The sequence below is a fragment of the Variovorax sp. V15 genome (assembly GCF_041154425.1).
GTDB classification, from domain to species: domain Bacteria; phylum Pseudomonadota; class Gammaproteobacteria; order Burkholderiales; family Burkholderiaceae_C; genus Variovorax; species Variovorax guangxiensis.
Map to the genome: position 1 here is coordinate 2,882,426 of NZ_AP028659.1, position 16,995 is coordinate 2,899,420.

The window sequence follows — 16,995 nt, forward strand, 5'->3', positions numbered from 1 at the left end:
CTATCGAGCAGTATGAAGCCCCGTTTCGAAAGGAACGGGGCTTTTTCTTTTCACCAGTCGTTGTCGCTGCTGCCGCTATCGCTGTCGAAGCTGCCGCCGCCGCTGCTGCTTGCGTCGTCCCAGGAGCTCGTGTCCTTGATGCCGAAATCGTTATCGACGAAGCGCTCGGGCTCCTGCGAGGTCGAGGGCGTGGACGACGAGGGCCAGAGGCTGCGGCCCATCTCGGTGTTGCCGCTGTCGGCCATGCGTGTCGTTGTGCCGCTGTCCCTGTCGAACATGCTGTTGTCGCTGCGGTCGTGCATCCAGTGACGCACCGCTTCCTGGGCCACGACCGCGCCGACGCCCACCGCGGCACCGGTGGCAAGGGCGGAGCCCAGACCCATGCCGGGGCTTGCCGCGGGCGGCGGCGCGGGCGTCCAGCCGGGGCCGGAGCCGTAGCTTCCGTATCCCGCCGGCATGCCTTGTGGGCCCGGGGCGGGACCGTACGAGGGCTGGGCCGGCGCGGCCGGCGGCGCGACCCGTTTGCGGAAAGCGAGATAGCCGACGACCAGCAACCCCAGGAGAGCGATGGGCATCCACGGCACGGAACTCGTCCTGCTTTCGGTTCGCAGCGGCGCCGGGGCGGGCTCGTCGAGGCGCGAAGACGTGTTTCTCGTCTGTGGGGCGGGGCGGTCGAGCTTGTTCGTGAGCCGTTCGACGGCTTCCGGCTTGGCGAAGTCGAGGCCGGGTGACAGCGCCTTCGCCTTCGCCAGTTCGCTCCTTGCGCCGTCGAGCCTGCCTTCGGCCGCAAGCAGTTCGGCGTGGACGAAATGGGCCTTGGCGCTGTCGGGATGATCCTTCAGCACCTTCGCGATCATGGCGTCGGCATCGGACATGCGCCCGCCGTTGGCCGCTTCGTAGATCTGCTGGATGGTGGGATCCTTGGGCGCGGTCGCGTCGGTCCCGGCCTGCGCGAGCGAGGGCAGGCCGAGTGCCATGGCAAGGGTAAAGGCGAGGGCGGCGAACATTCGCTGGAGCATGAGAGTTTTCCTGTGCGTTCCTGTAGGGGAGGATGACGATGGTCACTCTACGAGCCGAATATTGGCCAAACCTGACCGCCGCCGCGCGGCACTCCGACCCCGTGAAAACCCGCTTTCCCGCCAGATTAGAATCGCGGGTTGCCCAGTTTTGCAGGCGGCACGCACGTGCCGCCGCATAAATCCCGCGAGCGCGTGTAAGTCCTTGATCTGTATTGACAAAGAACGATGCAGGCCCCGCGCACCAGCCCCCTTACCAGGAAGACATCATGACCGTGACCGTTGAAACTCTCGAGAAGCTCGAACGCAAGATCACGCTGACCCTGCCGGTCGGCACCATCCAGTCCGAAGTCGATTCGCGCCTCAAGAAGCTTGCGCGCACCGTCAAGATGGACGGTTTCCGTCCCGGCAAGGTGCCGATGAACGTCGTGGCCCAGCGCTATGGCTACTCGGTGCACTACGAAGTCATGAACGACAAGGTCGGCGAAGCCTTCTCGCAAGCCGCCAACGAGGCCAAGCTGCGTGTCGCCGGCCAGCCCCGCATCACCGAGAAGGAAGATGCACCGGAAGGCGAACTGGCCTTCGACGCCGTCTTCGAAGTGTTTCCCGACGTCAAGATCAACGACCTGTCGGGCGCCGAAGTCGAGAAGCTGTCGGCCGAAGTCGGCGAAGACGCCATCGACAAGACCCTGGACATCCTGCGCAAGCAGCGCCGTACCTTCGCCCAGCGCGCGCAAGACGCCGTGGCCCAGGACGGTGACCGCGTGACGGTCGACTTCGAAGGCAAGATCGACGGTGAGCCCTTCCAGGGCGGCAAGGCCGAAGACTTCCAGTTCGTCGTCGGCGAAGGCCAGATGCTCAAGGAATTCGAAGACGCCGTGCGCGGCATGAAGTCGGGCGACAGCCGCACCTTCCCGCTGTCGTTCCCGGCCGACTACCACGGCAAGGACGTGGCCGGCAAGCAGGCCGACTTCATGGTCACCGTGAAGAAGATCGAAGCCTCGCACCTGCCCGAAGTCAACGAGCAGCTGGCCAAGTCGCTCGGCATCGCCGAAGCCACCGTCGAAGGCCTGCGCGCCGACATCAAGCGTAACCTCGAGCGCGAAGTGAAGTTCCGCCTGCTGGCGCGCAACAAGAACGCCGTGATGGACGCCCTGGTGGCCAACGCCGAGCTCGACCTGCCCAACGCCAGCGTGCAGTCGGAAGTCAGCCGCATGGTCGAAGGCGCCCGCGCCGAACTGAAGCAGCGCGGCATCAAGGACGCCGACAAGGCTCCGATCCCCGACGAAGTGTTCCGTCCGCAAGCCGAGCGCCGTGTGCGCCTGGGCCTTGTGGTGGCCGAGCTGGTGCGTGCCAACAACCTGCAGGCCAAGCCCGAGCAGATCAAGGCGCACATCGACGAGCTGGCCGCCAGCTACGAAAAGCCGGCCGACGTGGTGCGCTGGTACTTCAGCGACAACAACCGCCTGGCCGAGGTCGAAGCCGTGGTCATCGAGAACAACGTGACCGATTTCGTGCTGGGCAAGGCCAAGGTCAACGAAAAGTCGGTCTCGTTCGACGAACTGATGGCTCAGCAGCAAGGCTGATCTCCCAGGCCGCCCGCTACGCCGATGGGGCTTGTGCTTTGCGGCACGAGCCCCATTTCACTCAGGCGTACAGTTCAGACACAGCGAACGATCCCATTTCTCGGAGAGCAAATTCATGAGCGCACAGGAAACCCAGGCCCTCGGCATGATCCCGATGGTCATCGAGCAGTCGGGCCGCGGCGAGCGGTCTTACGACATCTACTCGCGCCTTCTCAAGGAGCGCATCATTTTCCTGGTGGGCGAGGTCAACGACCAGACCGCCAACCTCGTGGTGGCCCAGCTGCTGTTCCTCGAGAGCGAGAACCCGGACAAGGACATTTCCTTCTACATCAACTCCCCGGGCGGCAGCGTGAGCGCCGGCATGGCGATCTACGACACCATGCAGTTCATCAAGCCCGACGTTTCGACCATGTGCCTGGGCTTCGCGGCCAGCATGGGCGCCTTCTTGCTGGCGGCGGGTGAAAAGGGCAAGCGCTTCTCGCTGCCCAATTCGAAGATCATGATCCACCAGGTGCTCGGCGGCGCACGCGGCCAGGCGACCGACATCGAGATCCACGCGCGCGACATCCTGCGCACCAAGGACCAGATGAACCGCATCCTGGCCGAACGCACCGGCCAGCCGCTGGAAAAGGTCAAGGCCGATACCGAACGCGACTATTTCCTGACCGCCGACGAGGCCAAGGACTACGGCCTGGTGGACCAGGTCGTCGCCAAGCGCGGTTGAACGCCGGCGCCGCTGGCGCCAAATGGCAAGAAACGGCGTTTTCCACACGGGAAACGCCGTTTTTGTTTAGTTATCATTGTCCCTACCCTGTAACGAGGCAAAAGTCCATGGCCGATAAAAAAGGCTCCTCCAGCGAAAAAACGCTTTATTGCTCGTTCTGCGGCAAGAGCCAGCACGAGGTCAAGAAGCTGATCGCGGGCCCTTCGGTCTTCATCTGCGACGAGTGCATCGACCTTTGCAACGAGATCATCCGCGACGAACTCCCGGCGGGTGAGGAAGCGCGCGAGGCGCGCAGCGACCTGCCGACGCCGCTGGAGATCAAGGCCAACCTCGACAACTACGTGATCGGCCAGGAGCCGGCCAAGCGCATGCTGTCGGTGGCCGTCTACAACCACTACAAGCGCCTGCGCCACAAGGAAAAGGCCAAGGGCGACGACGTGGAGCTCAGCAAGAGCAACATCCTGCTGATCGGCCCCACGGGTTCGGGCAAGACGCTGCTGGCGCAGACGCTGGCGCGCATGCTCGACGTGCCCTTCGTGATGGCCGACGCCACCACGCTGACCGAGGCCGGCTATGTCGGCGAGGACGTCGAGAACATCATCCAGAAGCTGCTGCAGAGCTGCAACTACGAAGTGGAGCGCGCGCAGCGCGGCATCGTCTACATCGACGAAATCGACAAGATCTCGCGCAAGTCCGACAACCCTTCCATCACGCGCGACGTGTCGGGAGAGGGCGTGCAGCAGGCGCTGCTGAAGCTGATCGAAGGCACCATGGCCAGCGTGCCGCCCCAGGGCGGGCGCAAGCACCCGAACCAGGACTTCCTGCAGATCGACACGACCAACATCCTGTTCATCTGCGGCGGCGCGTTCGCGGGCCTGGAGAAGGTCATCGAAAACCGCACCGAGGCCTCGGGCATTGGCTTCGGCGCTTCGGTCAAGAGCAAGCAGCAGCGTAGCCTCACGGAAGTGTTCCGCGAAGTGGAGCCTGAGGACCTGATCAAGTTCGGCCTGATCCCCGAACTCGTGGGCCGCATGCCCGTGGTCGCCTCGCTCGCCGAGCTCAGCGAGGACGCGCTGGTGCAGATCCTCACCGAGCCGAAGAACGCGGTGGTCAAGCAGTTCACCAAGCTGCTGCAGATGGAAGGCGTGGACCTCGAGATCCGTCCGGCGGCACTCAAGGCCATCGCCCGCAAGGCACTGGCCCGCAAGACCGGTGCGCGCGGTTTGCGCTCGATCCTTGAACAGTCGCTGATCGACACCATGTTCGAGTTGCCGAACGCGACCAATGTCGACAAGGTGGTGGTCGAGGAATCGACCATCGACGAAAACAAGCCCCCGCTGCTCGTGTACCGCGAAGCGGCGAAAAAGGCTTAAAGCCAAAGACGCGAAGGATTTGCATGTCTGGCCACACCCCCTTGCCTCCCGAAGCCCTCGACCTGCCGCTGCTGCCGCTGCGCGACGTCGTGGTGTTTCCCCACATGGTGATTCCGCTGTTCGTGGGTCGCCCCAAGAGCATCAAGGCTCTCGAGCTGGCCATGGAGGCCGAGCGCCGCATCATGCTGGTGGCCCAGAAGGCCGCGGCCAAGGACGAGCCCTCCGTCGAGGACATGTTCGAGGTCGGCTGCGTCTCGACCATCCTGCAGATGCTCAAGCTGCCCGACGGCACGGTGAAGGTGCTGGTCGAGGGCCAGCAGCGCGCCCGCGTGAACCGCATCGATGACGGCGAGACCCACTTCTCGGCCAACGTGACGCCCGTGGAGGCGCCCGAAGGCGGCGAGAAGGGCACCGAGGTCGAGGCGCTGCGCCGCGCGGTGATGCAGCAGTTCGACCAGTACGTCAAGCTGAACAAGAAGATTCCGCCCGAGATCCTCACCTCGATCTCGAGCATCGACGATCCGGGCCGCCTCGCGGACACCATCGCCGCCCACCTGCCGCTCAAGCTCGACAACAAGCAGGCCGTGCTCGACCTGGACGACGTCAAGTCGCGCCTGGAGAACCTGTTCGGCCAGCTCGAGCGCGAGGTCGACATCCTCAACGTCGACAAGAAGATTCGCGGGCGCGTGAAGCGCCAGATGGAGAAGAACCAGCGCGACTTCTACCTCAACGAGCAGGTCAAGGCTATCCAGAAGGAGCTCGGCGAAGGCGAAGAGGGCGCGGACATCGAGGAGATCGAGAAGAAGATCAAGCTCGCGAAGATGTCCAAGGAAGGCCTGAAGAAGGCCGAGGGCGAGCTCAAGAAGCTCAAGCTCATGTCGCCCATGTCGGCCGAGGCCACGGTGGTGCGCAACTACATCGACGTGCTGGTCGGCCTGCCCTGGAGCAAGAAGACCAAGATCAAGCACGACCTGGCCAACGCCGAGGCGGTGCTCAACGCCGACCACTACGGCCTGGAGAAGGTCAAGGACCGCATCCTCGAATACCTCGCGGTGCAGCAGCGCGTGGACAAGGTCAAGGCGCCCATCCTGTGCCTCGTGGGACCTCCGGGCGTGGGCAAGACCTCGCTGGGCCAGTCGATCGCCAAGGCGACCGGCCGCAAGTACACCCGCATGGCGCTGGGCGGCATGCGCGACGAAGCCGAGATCCGTGGCCACCGCCGCACCTACATCGGCGCGCTGCCGGGCAAGGTGCTGCAGGGCCTGAGCAAGATCGGCACGCGCAATCCGCTGTTCCTGCTCGACGAGATCGACAAGCTGGGCACGGACTTCCGTGGCGACCCCTCGAGCGCGCTGCTCGAGGTGCTCGACCCCGAGCAGAACCACACCTTCGGCGACCACTACGTGGAAGTCGACTTCGACCTGAGCGACGTGATGTTCGTCGCCACCTCGAACTCGATGAATATTCCGCCGGCGCTGCTGGACCGCATGGAAGTCATCCGCCTCTCGGGCTACACCGAGGACGAGAAGACCAACATCGCGATCAAGTACCTGCTGCCCAAGCAGATGAAGAACAACGGCGTGAAGGACGACGAGCTCGCCGTCACCGAGGAAGCGGTGCGCGACATCGTGCGCTACTACACGCGTGAAGCCGGCGTTCGTTCGCTCGAGCGCGAGCTGTCGAAGATCTGCCGCAAGGTGGTGAAGGGCCTGCTGCTCAAGCAGCTCACGCCGCAGGTCACGGTCACCGGCGCGAACCTCAACGACTTCCTCGGCGTGCGCAAGTTCACTTTCGGCCTGGCCGAGAAGCAGAACCAGGTCGGCCAGGTGGTCGGCCTCGCGTGGACCGAAGTCGGCGGCGACCTGCTGACGATCGAGGCGGTCACGATGCCCGGCAAGGGCGTGATCAGCCGCACCGGTTCGCTGGGCGACGTGATGAAGGAGTCGGTCGAGGCCGCGCGCACCGTGGTGCGCAGCCGCTCGCGCCGCCTCGGCATCAAGGACGAGGTGTTCGAGAAGCGCGACATCCACATCCACGTGCCCGATGGCGCCACGCCGAAGGACGGCCCGAGTGCGGGCGCCGCGATGACGACGGCCTTCGTGTCGGCGCTCACGGGCATCCCGGTGCGCAGCGACGTCGCGATGACGGGCGAGATCACGCTGCGAGGCGAGGTCACGGCCATCGGCGGTCTCAAGGAAAAGCTGCTGGCAGCCTTGCGTGGCGGCATCAAGACCGTGCTGATTCCGGAAGAGAACGCCAAGGACCTGCAGGACATTCCCGAGAACGTGAAGAACGGTCTCGAGATCGTGCCGGTGAAATGGATCGACAAGGTGCTCGAGATCGCTCTCGAGAAATCGCCCGAGCCGCTGTCCGATGAAGAGGTCGCTGCGTCCGCCGCCGCCATGGCCGAATTGGCCAAGCAGCGCACGTCGGCTCCGGCTTCCGAAGGTTCGGTCAAACACTGATCGAATAATCGCAAAAGTTGCGGGACCTTGAAAAATTGGTATATACTTCAAGGCTCGAAACGCGGGAATAGCTCAGTTGGTAGAGCGCAACCTTGCCAAGGTTGAGGTCGAGAGTTCGAGACTCTTTTCCCGCTCCAGTTTTGAAAAAGGGAAGCTCCAGCTTCCCTTTTTTTCGCTAGTTCGATTTCGTATTTCTGCGTGGCGCGATAGCAAAGCGGTTATGCAACGGATTGCAAATCCGTCTAGTCCGGTTCGACTCCGGATCGCGCCTCCACTCTCTCGGTTCAAACAGATTCGACCCCGAACGCCAAGCCCCGCCAACCGACGTTGCCGGGGCTTGTTTTGTTTGGGTTATCGTCGATGTCCAACCTGACGCCCGGATGGTGAAATTGGTAGACACATCGGACTTAAAAGCCACTGTTTTGGCTTCTATTTCCCTTATATGGTCTCGACATCGAGAGTAAATCCGCGTGTGAGCGCAAAGTGAAATTGGGCGGGAAAATGAGTTATTTGGCATGAGTTCGAGATGATCCGGATTTCGAGCGTGTGTCAGGTTTGTGTCAGGGTAGGCTTCACTTTGAACCAGTTACCATGAGAGATGCTGTAAGGAGAAGAAACGATGGCGTACAGTGAGGTGATCGAGGCGTCGAACTACCTGAGCCGCAAGAGGCACATTCAGCTTGTGGGCGTGACGGACACCTGTCCTAGGTGTCACCGGCATGTACTACCGACCCTCAGAGGCGCTTCTGTAAATGAAGCGGCGAAGACGGCGATCGCTGTTTTCCAGTGCGCGAGCCTGCACTGTCAAGATGTCTTCATTAGCAGGTACAAAGACACGGGCAGGACTCTTGTAGGGGGCATAGAAATCTACGAATACAGCTCCAGTGCGCCAGTGGCCCCCTTACAAGCCTCATTTCCTGCGTCGATTGCTGAAGTTTCGCCAAACTTCGTTTCAATCTTTAATCAGGCAGTCGTTGCCGAAGCCCACAGCCTCGATCAGGTCGTTGGTATCGCATTGCGAAAGGCGCTGGAGTTCTTGATCAAAGACTTTTGTATCAGCCAGAGGCCCGCCGACGAGGAGGCCATTAAGGTCTGCGCACTGGCGACTTGCATCGAGAACTATGTGGCAGACCCGATGGTCAAACAAATTGCCAAGCGAGCAGTCTGGATTGGCAATGATGAAACCCACTATGTTCGAAAGTGGGTGGCGCGGGACGTAGAGGACCTGAAGGTTCTCGTCAAGCTGACAGTAAATTGGATCGACAGCACACTGACATCGAATCGCTACTTGGCAGAGATGACCTCTGGAGGCGCTGGCTCTGGAAAGGCCCCCTAAGACGCCTGCTGAGGTGCTAGCCGCCAACCACCTTCAACTCCGGTCGTGGCGGTGGCGTCCGCTTCAGGAGGTCCGAGACACCCGCCAGGTTGTGCCCCGTGAGGTGGATATAGATCATTGAGGTTTGGATGGCCTTGTGGCCCATGTAGGCCATGATCTGCGGCGCTGTGGCACCACCGATAGCGAGCCGCGTTGCGCACGTATGGCGCAGGACGTGAACGATGTACTTCGGGTCTTCCTCCTTCTTCAGGTAGGTCCTCAGGGCATCCCACTGGCCCCGCAGAATCGCTTGCGTCATCCCTTGGAACACCCGCACGTCGTTCCGGTCGCGTGCCTTCTGCACGATGGCCTCGGCCAGGTCTGTGGTGGGGATCACGCGGCCCTGATCGTTCTTCGTCTCGCCGTTGTGAAGGTGGATGTGGCGGTTGAAGCAGTCAGCCGTTTTGAGGCGGAGCATCTCCGACCGGCGCATGCCTGAGTCGATCCCGAAGGTGATCCAGTCGGCCAGTTCGGGGAGGCCCAAGCGGTAGCACGCTGCAAGCATCTCACGCTCGTCATCTTCGGTGTACCAGAAGGTTCGCCGGTTGCCTTCCTTGCGGCGCTTGGTGTGCGGGATCGCCTTCAGCCAGCCGCGATCCATGCAGCCCTTGAGCATCACGTTCAGCGATGCGAGCTTCTTGTTGACCGTTGCGGCCGAATTGCCGTCCGTGTCGTCATCGCCATCCTCCAGGGCATTGAGGGCATCGGCTATCGAATCCGAGTCTATCTCGGTCACGAGAGTATCAGGGCCGAGCAAGGCGAGCATCTGCTTTGCGTTCAGCACCGTAGTGCGCTCGCCTTTGGAGCCCTTCCACTTCTCCCGATAGGTGCGGTCGTAGGCGTCCTGAAGGGTCTTCGTGGGGTCGCCCCGCTGAGCCGCCAGGAGCTTGGCAGCGGCCTCGGCCTTCTCAGCGGCCTCCAGCTCAGCCAGGAGCGTTTCGGCTTCCGCCATGGTCTTGCGGGTCAGCCTCACGCGGTCCTTGCCGGACCCATGCGAGACCATGAACGAATTTCCGCGTGGTGTGATGGGCATGTAGCCTCCGTTACTTCAAAAGGTGTTGGATGGACTTCACCAGCTTTTCGCCGGTAGGGGTCAGCCGAAGAACCTTCTTGCGATGGTCATCCTCGGCGTAGTCATTGGTCACAAGGTCTGCCCCCACTTGCTTCCCCAGCTTGGTTCGGGGAGGGCCGAGCACCTCCACATGACGGGAGATGGCGGGGCGGCTGATGCCTGCCATATCGGCAACGGCGATCTGCGTGTTGTCAGGCTCTGATGCGATCCACAGCAGGGTCATTGCTTGGTCGGCGGTCATCCCCGGATAAGCCTGGCGGAAGGCATCCAGAATGCGCATCAGTTTGTTGATCGCTATGCGGTCCACCTCGAAGGATTGGCGGGACATTGCGGTGATCCTTTCGGTTTTCGATGATGAGATGCAAGGGGCCGACCGTCAGGTCAAACCCTCCAGGCAAACGCTCGAATGCTAACAAGGAATCCGAAAGCGAGACTGTCTCGAACCAGATTTCTTTTCGGAACACGGACACGAACATGAAGAACTTTCAAGAGGCGGCTGGCCCAACCAGCCGCTAGACCAAAGGGGCGGGGATAGATGCGCGAATGCGGCTCTCAGGGAGCTGGCAGTTCGTCGTGGAGTAGCCGTCCGATGGACGGGTGGTTCAAGACCGCAGACGCGAGCGCGACGTTGTAGGGCTCAGCCCGATCAAGCGGCGCTCCGGTCACCTTGGCATACGCTGTGGCGATCCGTTCCCACATTTCGGCCTCTGTCCCCGTCCCTCCAAGGGCCACGAGGGCCACCATAGAGGCGATCAATTGCTCGGCCTTGCTTGAGGCCGGTGCCGTGGCATCTAGGGTGCCTTTGACGGGGGGTCTATTCATTTTCACAAGCCACCTCTCTCCGTGTGCTCGTGCTGCTGCCCAGGTCGGCAGTTCTTGCCGCAGGAAGTCTGGAGACAGTCAGCAGCTCTGTGTTAAAGAGTGTTTCCATTTTACTGTATGTTTATACAGTAGTACAGTGGTTTTGCCTCGACCTCGGGGCGACATTCATCAACCCACTGGAGCAACTGGAATGACCGTACCACCGACCTTAGTAGAGACCTACGAACGCTGGACTTTTACGTACTACGTGGCCCTCCCGCCTTACCCAGGCGGCCCATGTTGCGCTGCCGCCGATGTGCGTGAAGGGCCGAAGCACATGAGGCAGTTTCTGGGCTCTGTCCAAGAGACCCAAGTTGCCACGCTCCAGCACCTAAGGGGCTACTGCGAGGAGTACGTGAAGGACTTAAAAGACCCCGGACGGATCGAGCGCCGTAACGCCCGGACCATCGGGGATCGGATCAAGAGTGGGCAGGCCGGGGAGAAGGGTATCCTGAGGGGCTAGGACGGCTTGACAACTTCAGGCGGTCGGGGCAACGTCCTCAATCCGCCGCAAGGCGTATCGCGATGTTTGGCAACTGCCAAGAGTGCACCATGCAGTTCAACGACCCCACGCTCAGGGAAGTAGAGGACGGTTGGACCTTCGTCTACTATGTTTCGCGACACTCAGAAGACCCGGGCTTCGTCGGGTCGGTAGAGGTGCAGCAGAGGGGCACGGTCCATTGCAAACTCGTTTCCACGCGCCCTCAGGAATCGGAGGAGTGCGTGATACAGCATATGCGAGAGAGTGCCAGGGCGTGGGTGCTTGATCGGAGCAGGCGCGACAGTTTCGCCCTGGCGGTGCCGCCTAAAAGAACAGCTTGACGACTGCGGCCGTCGCGCCCACGGCTGTGGTCATGAGGACCACGGGATACCACGCCCGTTCCCGGTGGAACTTGGTGGCCTCAGCGATGAGCTTGGCGACCTCCGCGTTGAACTTGTGCGATTCAGCGTTGAGCTTGGAAGACTCGGCGATGAGCTTCGCAATCTCGGCATCCACGCGGCGGGAGGTCTGGGCGTCCATGGTCGGGATGGTAGCGGGTTTGGGGGCCTTGGGAATACGGCGGGTCAAGCTGCGGCCTCCCGCGCGTCCAGCGCCCGATCAGCGAAGCCGAGAAGGCAGGTCGATGCATAGCGGTCGAACGTGGTGCAGGGCCACCCCGAGGTTTCCTCGATGGTCTTGGCGATCACAGGGTCCGCATGGCGAGCCAACGCGAGAGCTTCGATGGCGGTTAGGTTCACGGATTGACTCCTTGTTGCAGGGCAAAAGCGGCCCGATCAAGCGGCCGGACTCGGAACGCGACGGCGGCGGTGGATGGTCACCGGCGAGGTTCCCCAAAAGTACCGGCCAGCGGCATAGGCGAGAGGGGCGGAAGGTAAAAACGTGGTTTGCATCTGTGGACTCCAGAGGTAGGCGGGAACATTCCCCGCAAGCGCCCACGGGAGGCCCCGTAGAGGCTTGCAGTGAGGTTCACTGGGGAGCGGGGATGGCGGCGCGGGCTTCTTCCGCCGTCTCGAAGGTGCGCAGCCCGTTCTCGTCGCGCAGTTGCTCGAAGTGGGAGAACGAAGGCCGGGGGCTCACGTCGCGGGCGACGAAATAGGGGCGCCCTGTGAGAGTCCGCGTGGCCTTTTTGACCAGCCACGGACCCGGCGTGAATGACTCGGTGCTCATGACGCGAGGTGAGCTGTGATGGCTGCTTTTGCTTCGACGGCGCAGCGATGCCATGCAGCACCGTTCAGGACCGGCGAGTGAAAGACGGCCGGGTCAACCGCCGCGCACCGCTTCGCGTACTGGCTGACGGCTTCGAGAATGAAGGCTTGCATCAGCGGGCCAGACTTGGCGAACTCCATCAGGTCCGTGACGAATTCTGTGTTGGTCTTGCGGGCCGTCACGCGGTGACCTCCACGCCCAGTGCGACCGCGATCAGCGCGGCCTTGTTGGGTTCAGTGAAGCCCTCGGAGGTCAGCTCGGCCAGCTTGCGGCGGGCCTCCTCGGTGTTGGTCGTACCGTGCTCGCGGAGCCATGCGCCGAAGGGCTCAGCTACGTCGTAGGCATGGACGGAGTAGTAACCATCCGGGTCCGCCGCGTTCATGAGTGCCCAGTAGGTGTCCGCGAGGTCCGCCCACGGTTCCAGCTCGCATACAGCGCCTTGCTCGCCGCTGTAGGTGTTGACCTCCTCTTTGGTGAGCTGAGGTTTGCCGCTCAGGCGGAAGAAGCCGAGCGTGAGAAACGGCAGGGTGCAGGGATCGATCATGGTGATTCCTTGTGACGAGCAAAAGCGCTCTCGGATGCCGCATGGGCATCAGGGAAGGCTTTCAATGGAGGAAGGCGTCAGCCAGTAAGGGCGACACCAGCAGGAGCGCGATAGCGATGGACTCGCATGCGTGCCTGAGGGCTTTCATGAGGCGTGCCCTGCGGATGGCCCCGCTGGTTGGCAGGAGGTAGCGGCGGCCGGTGTGCGTGGTGAACATCAGGCAGGCACCGCGGCGAACTGCGGAAACCGTGCGAGGTAGTCAGGCACGTAGAAGCGCTCCATTGCCTCGCGCAGATCGGGGGAGATGGGGAGGTCCCACATCAGGACGTGCCGCATGTACACGTCGCGGACCTCATCGTCTGCGGGGTCCTCACAGTCGCTATCGCGCTCGGCTTCGATGGCAACCCAGCCATAGGGGTTGCTGTAGCCCATGCGTGACAGTTGCACGCCGATGGATTCGCGGCGGCGCTGGTTGCTCGGGCGCTCCTGTAAGAGGCCCCCTCGGTTGTAGTCGGCCTCAAGTTGCGCAAATGCCTGGCAGATTGCGAAGCGGTCCATGGGGTATCTCCAAAGGGTTAAAGGGAAACGGTCTCCGAAGGGGCACCAAGCGATGCCCTATCGGCGACAGTCTCGAAATCGAGAGGATCAAGGCTCAGGAGGGGCTTCCCTCATCACCGCGATAACCCCCGCGAAGTGGGAAACATCACAGGAGCCCTCGAAGGTGACCCGCCCGTTCTCGTACACGGTGAGGTCTCGGGGCTCGGTGCCTGAAGGCCCCCAAGCGCGGGCGCTGTAGGTCTCATCAGCAGGCAGCTCGCGGAAGGTGTAGCCCAGCGCTGAGAGCGCGGCTATGTGACCCCTCAAGCGTTGCCGCTGCGCTACCAGCGTTTCCCACCGAGTGCGCACAGCTTGTGCCCCCGCGATGCCGTCCGGATGCGCGAGAACGCGGCGGGTGAGGTCCTTGAGGATGGCCGCAGAGCCCCGCGTAAAGCTGCAGGAGGCGGACACTTCCTGTTTGCGCCGGGCGGTGTCGCTGAGGTACACCTTGAGGCCGTCTTTCTTGATTCCACCGACAGAGGCCGATATGGCGCTCTCCTTGTTCCATGAGCCAGCCTTCAGGTCGAAGGCGAGACCATCAGGCGTGAGGACTTCTACGAATCGCCATGAGCTGCCCGCCTCTTCGCCGACAGTCCGGGCGACCGTGAAGAGTCCCTGAGCGACCCCGAGGGCGACAACTTCAGCGAGCACTTCGCGGCTCTGCTGGGCTTGGGTTTTCCGTGGATCGTGATCGATTGCCATAGCGGCTCCTTTGCGTGGTTGAGTGAGTGAGAAAACGTCCCCCAAAGGGCTCGGCAGGGAGCCCTATCGGTGAGGCTTTCAAGGGGCTAGACCACGCTGCATGCGGCTAGCGGAATTCATGACGGCGGGCCGGAAGTAGTCAGACCAGATATGCGAGGGGTTCTCGCGGTAAGTGGCCTCCCAGTCGTAAGCGATGAACTGAGAGCGGAAGCCATCGCGGTCTCTCGTGGAGCCCTTAACGATGTCCGCACGTAGGCCATTGCGGGTCTGCGCTTCGACTGCCTGAGCGAACAGGTCCGATCCGAAAATGCTGCGGTTCTCAGCAATCTCGGAAGGGTCAGCGAGGGCGAGCGCTTGGGGTAGCGTGTAGAGACGGTGCATGTTCAATACCCCAGCCAATCGAGCACTTCCTTGCCTGTGTAGGTGGCTCTGTCGCCGACATCCGCGAGGAACTGCGCGAACCCCTCGCAGTCGTGCTTAGCGATTTCCCTGCGAGCTTGCTCACGGGTCACCGTGGCTTCGGTTGCTTCGTCGTAGGTCATTGCGAGACCCTCCAGCGGGCATCTCGTTGCACCTCCTGAATCGAGGGGATGCGGCCAGCGGTCCACTTGGCGGGATACACGGCGAGTTGCTGCCGATCACGGCGCACCACGCAGACATGCATGGGGTGTTGGCCGGGGCCAAGAATGACCTGAACAGAGACGCTATTGGGAACGGTGTGAGTCTTCATCTCAGACCCCCAAGAGGCGCACGATGGGGCGGGAGAGGGCGTAGCCGGTAGGGCAGCAGAGTGCGAGGATGAGGATGGTCATTGCGGTTTCCTTTGGTGAGATGGTCTCGTTATCGAGATGATGCGGACGAAGAAAAACGAACCCCCGTGCTATGCGCCGTGGGGTTGGCGTAATAAGCGGTTCGATGCGGCCGGGAGGCGCACGATGTAGCTCCTTTGGTTCTGGTTGAGGAAGTGGGAAGGCTCCCGGTATGGACTCAGTGAGGAGCCCATAGCGTGAGGCTCTGTGCATCGAGAGTGTCTCGTATGCGAGAGCATGTAGGCGAGTTTTTAAGGGGCATCCTGCGAGCACCGTCACGGTGTATCTTGTGCAGGGGTCGGGCGATGCCGGTTCCGGTGCCTCGTTTTGAGCGAGTGAATGGAGTGTGGCACAAAAATCTACTGATTGCACAAACGAGATGAAATTATTTGCGAGATTGTCTCGTTATCGATGCAATCAAGGGCGTGAGCATACCCCAAGGGCTCACGCATAGCCCCGTAGGCGCACCGTTCGGACGCGGTGAGGGCATCGCATCAGGTGAGCACAGAGAGGGCGTGTAGGGGCTCTGAGCGGGGCTCGTGTAGGTGTGCCAGGAGGAGGCCGGAAGGGATGCCCTGAGGGTGTCCGTACAGATAGCCCAAGACAAGAGAACGATTCAGTTCGGAAGGTGACTGGGCCGTTCAACAAAAGGGCCGCTTGAGGGCCACGATAGGCACGTAGAGGACGGAACATCCACAGCTATGCCTATACGAATCAACAACTTAGCGCCGGTTGGCCCCGCTTTGTGCCCATTCGGTGGCACAGAAGGGCCGATCCCATAGGCGCCAGCGCGGGCGAGTGCGTGGATCGAGAGGGGGCCACGGGGGGATTCGGCGCCCGGATTTCTTCGAGGGAGCTTTCGGATTTTTGCGGCAAAACCAAAATGCAGGCTGCGAAGCGGTATACGCTGCGTCACCCGAATCCACGAGGCCTGCGCATGTCTTCCACAGAACTTCTCGAATACATCCTCAAGGTCGTTGCGCTTTGCTCTGCAATTGGCGGGGCCTGGTATGCGATCTATAAATTCGACTCTTGGCGCCGCGAGCATCAGGGCAAGCGTCAGGCCGAGCTAGCCGAAGAGACGCTCGCAATGTTTTACGAAGCCGCAGATATCGTTAACGCGGTACGAAGCCCGCTGAGCTGGGACTCCGAGACTGATGAAGTCAAACAGGGGGCCAATGAGACAAACGAGAGATATAAAGCCCGCAAATCCGCATATGTGGTCTTTAAACGGTTGAATGACCACCACGCACAACTAAGTAAGCTGTATGCGATGCGCTATCGATTCATGGCAGTCTTCGGCCAAGAGAAGGCGCGACCCTTCACGGATTTTCACAACGTCTTGCATGAAATTCGGCTGGCGGGCCACATGCTGGCACAGCTCTGGGCGCAACGGACATACGCAAGCGAGGCACACGCGGCCGAAGCAGCGGAACTGATTAAGACCTACGAGAACGTCTATTGGGAAATGCTCCCAGAAGACGACAAGATAAAACCGAAGGTGGCGGAGATTATCAAGGAGATAGAAACAACATGCCGTGGAATCATCGAAGCGAAAGGCACGTTGTACGGGATCATTAACAAGAAGGTCACTTGATGATGGTCTGCCCCCTCGGGAACTCTTTTCGGAGTCCCAAGAGGACACCATCAGGTGACCCAAAAGGAATGGAAAACGATCACCTCATGTCAAGCCTCTGTAGGTTGCCTAAACAACACCTAAAGGATTGACAAAAGGTTCATCTCTGTGAGCTAGACCAAGGGAACATCAAGACTACCCCCCTTACCCCCCATAGAGGAGAGCAAGGAGGGAGCCCGAGATGTTCCATCGGTCCGGCTCAAGATGAACTTGTTGAGCTTGGACGCAATGGGTTTCTCAGTGACCTGGCCAAAGCCAGCACCCAACCGTGTAGATGAGTGAACCCCAGTAGCGCCTAAGCTCTACCTAATCAGTGGGTAAATCGACTCAGGAGTAGGAGGTGCCCTTGGGGATCACGGAAGGGAGGTCCTTGGGCCATCCCATGCTGTACGCGATCCACTCGCTGTCTCCGTCCCGCTTCTTAGCTGTATTGAGCAAGACCCATCCCGCTTCTAGGAACTTAGAGACATTCCTATCGCCATTGATTTCCATCACGTCCTTGATGTCTTGATGATCCATGCACGCTC

General features: G+C 61.3%; 19 protein-coding genes and 2 tRNA genes. 8 read left to right on the forward strand and 13 right to left on the reverse strand.

Annotated features, from left to right (window positions below; all coding sequences use genetic code 11):
* Positions 1 to 50: 50 nt before the first annotated feature.
* On the reverse strand, positions 51 to 1,019 hold the full coding sequence (locus ACAM57_RS13515) for a tetratricopeptide repeat protein (protein WP_369661999.1): 969 nt from the start codon (positions 1,017 to 1,019) through the stop codon (positions 51 to 53).
* Positions 1,020 to 1,285: 266 nt separating this feature from the next.
* Here ACAM57_RS13515 and tig point away from each other — a divergent pair, with 266 nt between their 5' ends.
* From tig to ACAM57_RS13550, 7 genes are all read left to right on the forward strand, one after another.
* Positions 1,286 to 2,602 (forward strand): trigger factor, encoded by a 1,317-nt coding sequence (gene tig, locus ACAM57_RS13520; RefSeq protein WP_369662000.1) that lies wholly within the window; start codon positions 1,286 to 1,288, stop codon positions 2,600 to 2,602.
* A gap of 115 nt (positions 2,603 to 2,717) precedes the next feature.
* On the forward strand, positions 2,718 to 3,326 hold the full coding sequence (gene clpP, locus ACAM57_RS13525; protein ID WP_126023915.1) for an ATP-dependent Clp endopeptidase proteolytic subunit ClpP: 609 nt from the start codon (positions 2,718 to 2,720) through the stop codon (positions 3,324 to 3,326).
* A gap of 107 nt (positions 3,327 to 3,433) precedes the next feature.
* Positions 3,434 to 4,699, forward strand: a complete 1,266-nt coding sequence (gene clpX / locus ACAM57_RS13530; protein WP_126023916.1) for an ATP-dependent Clp protease ATP-binding subunit ClpX — start codon at positions 3,434 to 3,436, stop codon at positions 4,697 to 4,699.
* 23 nt (positions 4,700 to 4,722) lie between these two features.
* Positions 4,723 to 7,164 carry an endopeptidase La gene (gene lon / locus ACAM57_RS13535; RefSeq protein ID WP_369662001.1) on the forward strand — a complete coding sequence of 814 codons (2,442 nt, stop codon included), beginning with the start codon at positions 4,723 to 4,725 and terminating at the stop codon, positions 7,162 to 7,164.
* Positions 7,165 to 7,225: 61 nt separating this feature from the next.
* Positions 7,226 to 7,301, forward strand: a tRNA-Gly gene (locus ACAM57_RS13540).
* Between the two features lie 63 nt (positions 7,302 to 7,364).
* Positions 7,365 to 7,438, forward strand: a tRNA-Cys gene (locus tag ACAM57_RS13545).
* A gap of 345 nt (positions 7,439 to 7,783) precedes the next feature.
* Positions 7,784 to 8,500 (forward strand): hypothetical protein, encoded by a 717-nt coding sequence (locus ACAM57_RS13550; protein WP_369662002.1) that lies wholly within the window; start codon positions 7,784 to 7,786, stop codon positions 8,498 to 8,500.
* Positions 8,501 to 8,516: 16 nt separating this feature from the next.
* Here the strand turns inward: ACAM57_RS13550 and ACAM57_RS13555 are convergent, their stop codons facing one another.
* From ACAM57_RS13555 to ACAM57_RS13605, 11 genes are all read right to left on the reverse strand, one after another.
* Complete coding sequence (locus ACAM57_RS13555; protein WP_369662003.1) at positions 8,517 to 9,572, reverse strand: tyrosine-type recombinase/integrase; 1,056 nt, start codon at positions 9,570 to 9,572, stop codon at positions 8,517 to 8,519.
* Positions 9,573 to 9,582: 10 nt separating this feature from the next.
* A complete protein-coding gene (locus ACAM57_RS13560; protein ID WP_369662004.1) occupies positions 9,583 to 9,939 on the reverse strand; it encodes a MarR family winged helix-turn-helix transcriptional regulator in 357 nt (118 codons plus the stop codon).
* 1,338 nt (positions 9,940 to 11,277) lie between these two features.
* Positions 11,278 to 11,493, reverse strand: a complete 216-nt coding sequence (locus ACAM57_RS13565; RefSeq protein WP_369662005.1) for a hypothetical protein — start codon at positions 11,491 to 11,493, stop codon at positions 11,278 to 11,280.
* Between the two features lie 44 nt (positions 11,494 to 11,537).
* Positions 11,538 to 11,711, reverse strand: a complete 174-nt coding sequence (locus ACAM57_RS13570; protein ID WP_369662006.1) for a hypothetical protein — start codon at positions 11,709 to 11,711, stop codon at positions 11,538 to 11,540.
* A 229-nt stretch (positions 11,712 to 11,940) separates the two neighbouring features.
* Positions 11,941 to 12,141: a hypothetical protein gene (locus tag ACAM57_RS13575; protein ID WP_369662007.1), complete on the reverse strand. Its 201-nt coding sequence runs from the start codon at positions 12,139 to 12,141 to the stop codon at positions 11,941 to 11,943.
* A complete protein-coding gene (locus tag ACAM57_RS13580; protein WP_369662008.1) occupies positions 12,138 to 12,362 on the reverse strand; it encodes a hypothetical protein in 225 nt (74 codons plus the stop codon). Before ACAM57_RS13580 ends, ACAM57_RS13575 begins: the two co-directional genes overlap by 4 nt.
* Entirely contained in the window at positions 12,359 to 12,724 is a 366-nt protein-coding gene (locus tag ACAM57_RS13585) for a hypothetical protein (RefSeq protein WP_369662009.1), read from the reverse strand. Before ACAM57_RS13585 ends, ACAM57_RS13580 begins: the two co-directional genes overlap by 4 nt.
* Before the next feature lie 216 nt (positions 12,725 to 12,940).
* Positions 12,941 to 13,282, reverse strand: a complete 342-nt coding sequence (locus ACAM57_RS13590; protein WP_369662010.1) for a hypothetical protein — start codon at positions 13,280 to 13,282, stop codon at positions 12,941 to 12,943.
* 87 nt (positions 13,283 to 13,369) lie between these two features.
* Positions 13,370 to 14,023: a hypothetical protein gene (locus ACAM57_RS13595; protein WP_369662011.1), complete on the reverse strand. Its 654-nt coding sequence runs from the start codon at positions 14,021 to 14,023 to the stop codon at positions 13,370 to 13,372.
* Positions 14,024 to 14,101: 78 nt separating this feature from the next.
* Positions 14,102 to 14,404 carry a hypothetical protein gene (locus tag ACAM57_RS13600; protein WP_369662012.1) on the reverse strand — a complete coding sequence of 101 codons (303 nt, stop codon included), beginning with the start codon at positions 14,402 to 14,404 and terminating at the stop codon, positions 14,102 to 14,104.
* A gap of 2 nt (positions 14,405 to 14,406) precedes the next feature.
* Positions 14,407 to 14,565, reverse strand: a complete 159-nt coding sequence (locus tag ACAM57_RS13605; protein WP_369662013.1) for a hypothetical protein — start codon at positions 14,563 to 14,565, stop codon at positions 14,407 to 14,409.
* Between the two features lie 1,204 nt (positions 14,566 to 15,769).
* Here ACAM57_RS13605 and ACAM57_RS13610 point away from each other — a divergent pair.
* On the forward strand, positions 15,770 to 16,429 hold the full coding sequence (locus ACAM57_RS13610) for a hypothetical protein (RefSeq protein ID WP_369662014.1): 660 nt from the start codon (positions 15,770 to 15,772) through the stop codon (positions 16,427 to 16,429).
* Between the two features lie 366 nt (positions 16,430 to 16,795).
* On the opposite strand, the gene ACAM57_RS13615 is transcribed toward ACAM57_RS13610, so the two are convergent.
* Entirely contained in the window at positions 16,796 to 16,987 is a 192-nt protein-coding gene (locus ACAM57_RS13615; protein ID WP_369662015.1) for a hypothetical protein, read from the reverse strand.
* Positions 16,988 to 16,995 lie beyond the last annotated feature (8 nt).

What these genes read in the sequence shown, in the direction of transcription:
- ACAM57_RS13515 (WP_369661999.1), bottom strand. Translation starts at nt 1,019, where the DNA reads ATGCTCCAGCGAATGTTCGCCGCCCTCGCCTTTACCCTTGCCATGGCA.
- tig (WP_369662000.1), top strand. Translation starts at nt 1,286, where the DNA reads ATGACCGTGACCGTTGAAACTCTCGAGAAGCTCGAACGCAAGATCACG.
- clpP (WP_126023915.1), top strand. Translation starts at nt 2,718, where the DNA reads ATGAGCGCACAGGAAACCCAGGCCCTCGGCATGATCCCGATGGTCATC.
- clpX (WP_126023916.1), top strand. Translation starts at nt 3,434, where the DNA reads ATGGCCGATAAAAAAGGCTCCTCCAGCGAAAAAACGCTTTATTGCTCG.
- lon (WP_369662001.1), top strand. Translation starts at nt 4,723, where the DNA reads ATGTCTGGCCACACCCCCTTGCCTCCCGAAGCCCTCGACCTGCCGCTG.
- ACAM57_RS13550 (WP_369662002.1), top strand. Translation starts at nt 7,784, where the DNA reads ATGGCGTACAGTGAGGTGATCGAGGCGTCGAACTACCTGAGCCGCAAG.
- ACAM57_RS13555 (WP_369662003.1), bottom strand. Translation starts at nt 9,572, where the DNA reads ATGCCCATCACACCACGCGGAAATTCGTTCATGGTCTCGCATGGGTCC.
- ACAM57_RS13560 (WP_369662004.1), bottom strand. Translation starts at nt 9,939, where the DNA reads ATGTCCCGCCAATCCTTCGAGGTGGACCGCATAGCGATCAACAAACTG.
- ACAM57_RS13565 (WP_369662005.1), bottom strand. Translation starts at nt 11,493, where the DNA reads ATGGACGCCCAGACCTCCCGCCGCGTGGATGCCGAGATTGCGAAGCTC.
- ACAM57_RS13575 (WP_369662007.1), bottom strand. Translation starts at nt 12,141, where the DNA reads ATGAGCACCGAGTCATTCACGCCGGGTCCGTGGCTGGTCAAAAAGGCC.
- ACAM57_RS13585 (WP_369662009.1), bottom strand. Translation starts at nt 12,724, where the DNA reads ATGATCGATCCCTGCACCCTGCCGTTTCTCACGCTCGGCTTCTTCCGC.
- ACAM57_RS13590 (WP_369662010.1), bottom strand. Translation starts at nt 13,282, where the DNA reads ATGGACCGCTTCGCAATCTGCCAGGCATTTGCGCAACTTGAGGCCGAC.
- ACAM57_RS13595 (WP_369662011.1), bottom strand. Translation starts at nt 14,023, where the DNA reads ATGGCAATCGATCACGATCCACGGAAAACCCAAGCCCAGCAGAGCCGC.
- ACAM57_RS13600 (WP_369662012.1), bottom strand. Translation starts at nt 14,404, where the DNA reads ATGCACCGTCTCTACACGCTACCCCAAGCGCTCGCCCTCGCTGACCCT.
- ACAM57_RS13605 (WP_369662013.1), bottom strand. Translation starts at nt 14,565, where the DNA reads ATGACCTACGACGAAGCAACCGAAGCCACGGTGACCCGTGAGCAAGCT.
- ACAM57_RS13610 (WP_369662014.1), top strand. Translation starts at nt 15,770, where the DNA reads ATGTCTTCCACAGAACTTCTCGAATACATCCTCAAGGTCGTTGCGCTT.
- ACAM57_RS13615 (WP_369662015.1), bottom strand. Translation starts at nt 16,987, where the DNA reads ATGGATCATCAAGACATCAAGGACGTGATGGAAATCAATGGCGATAGG.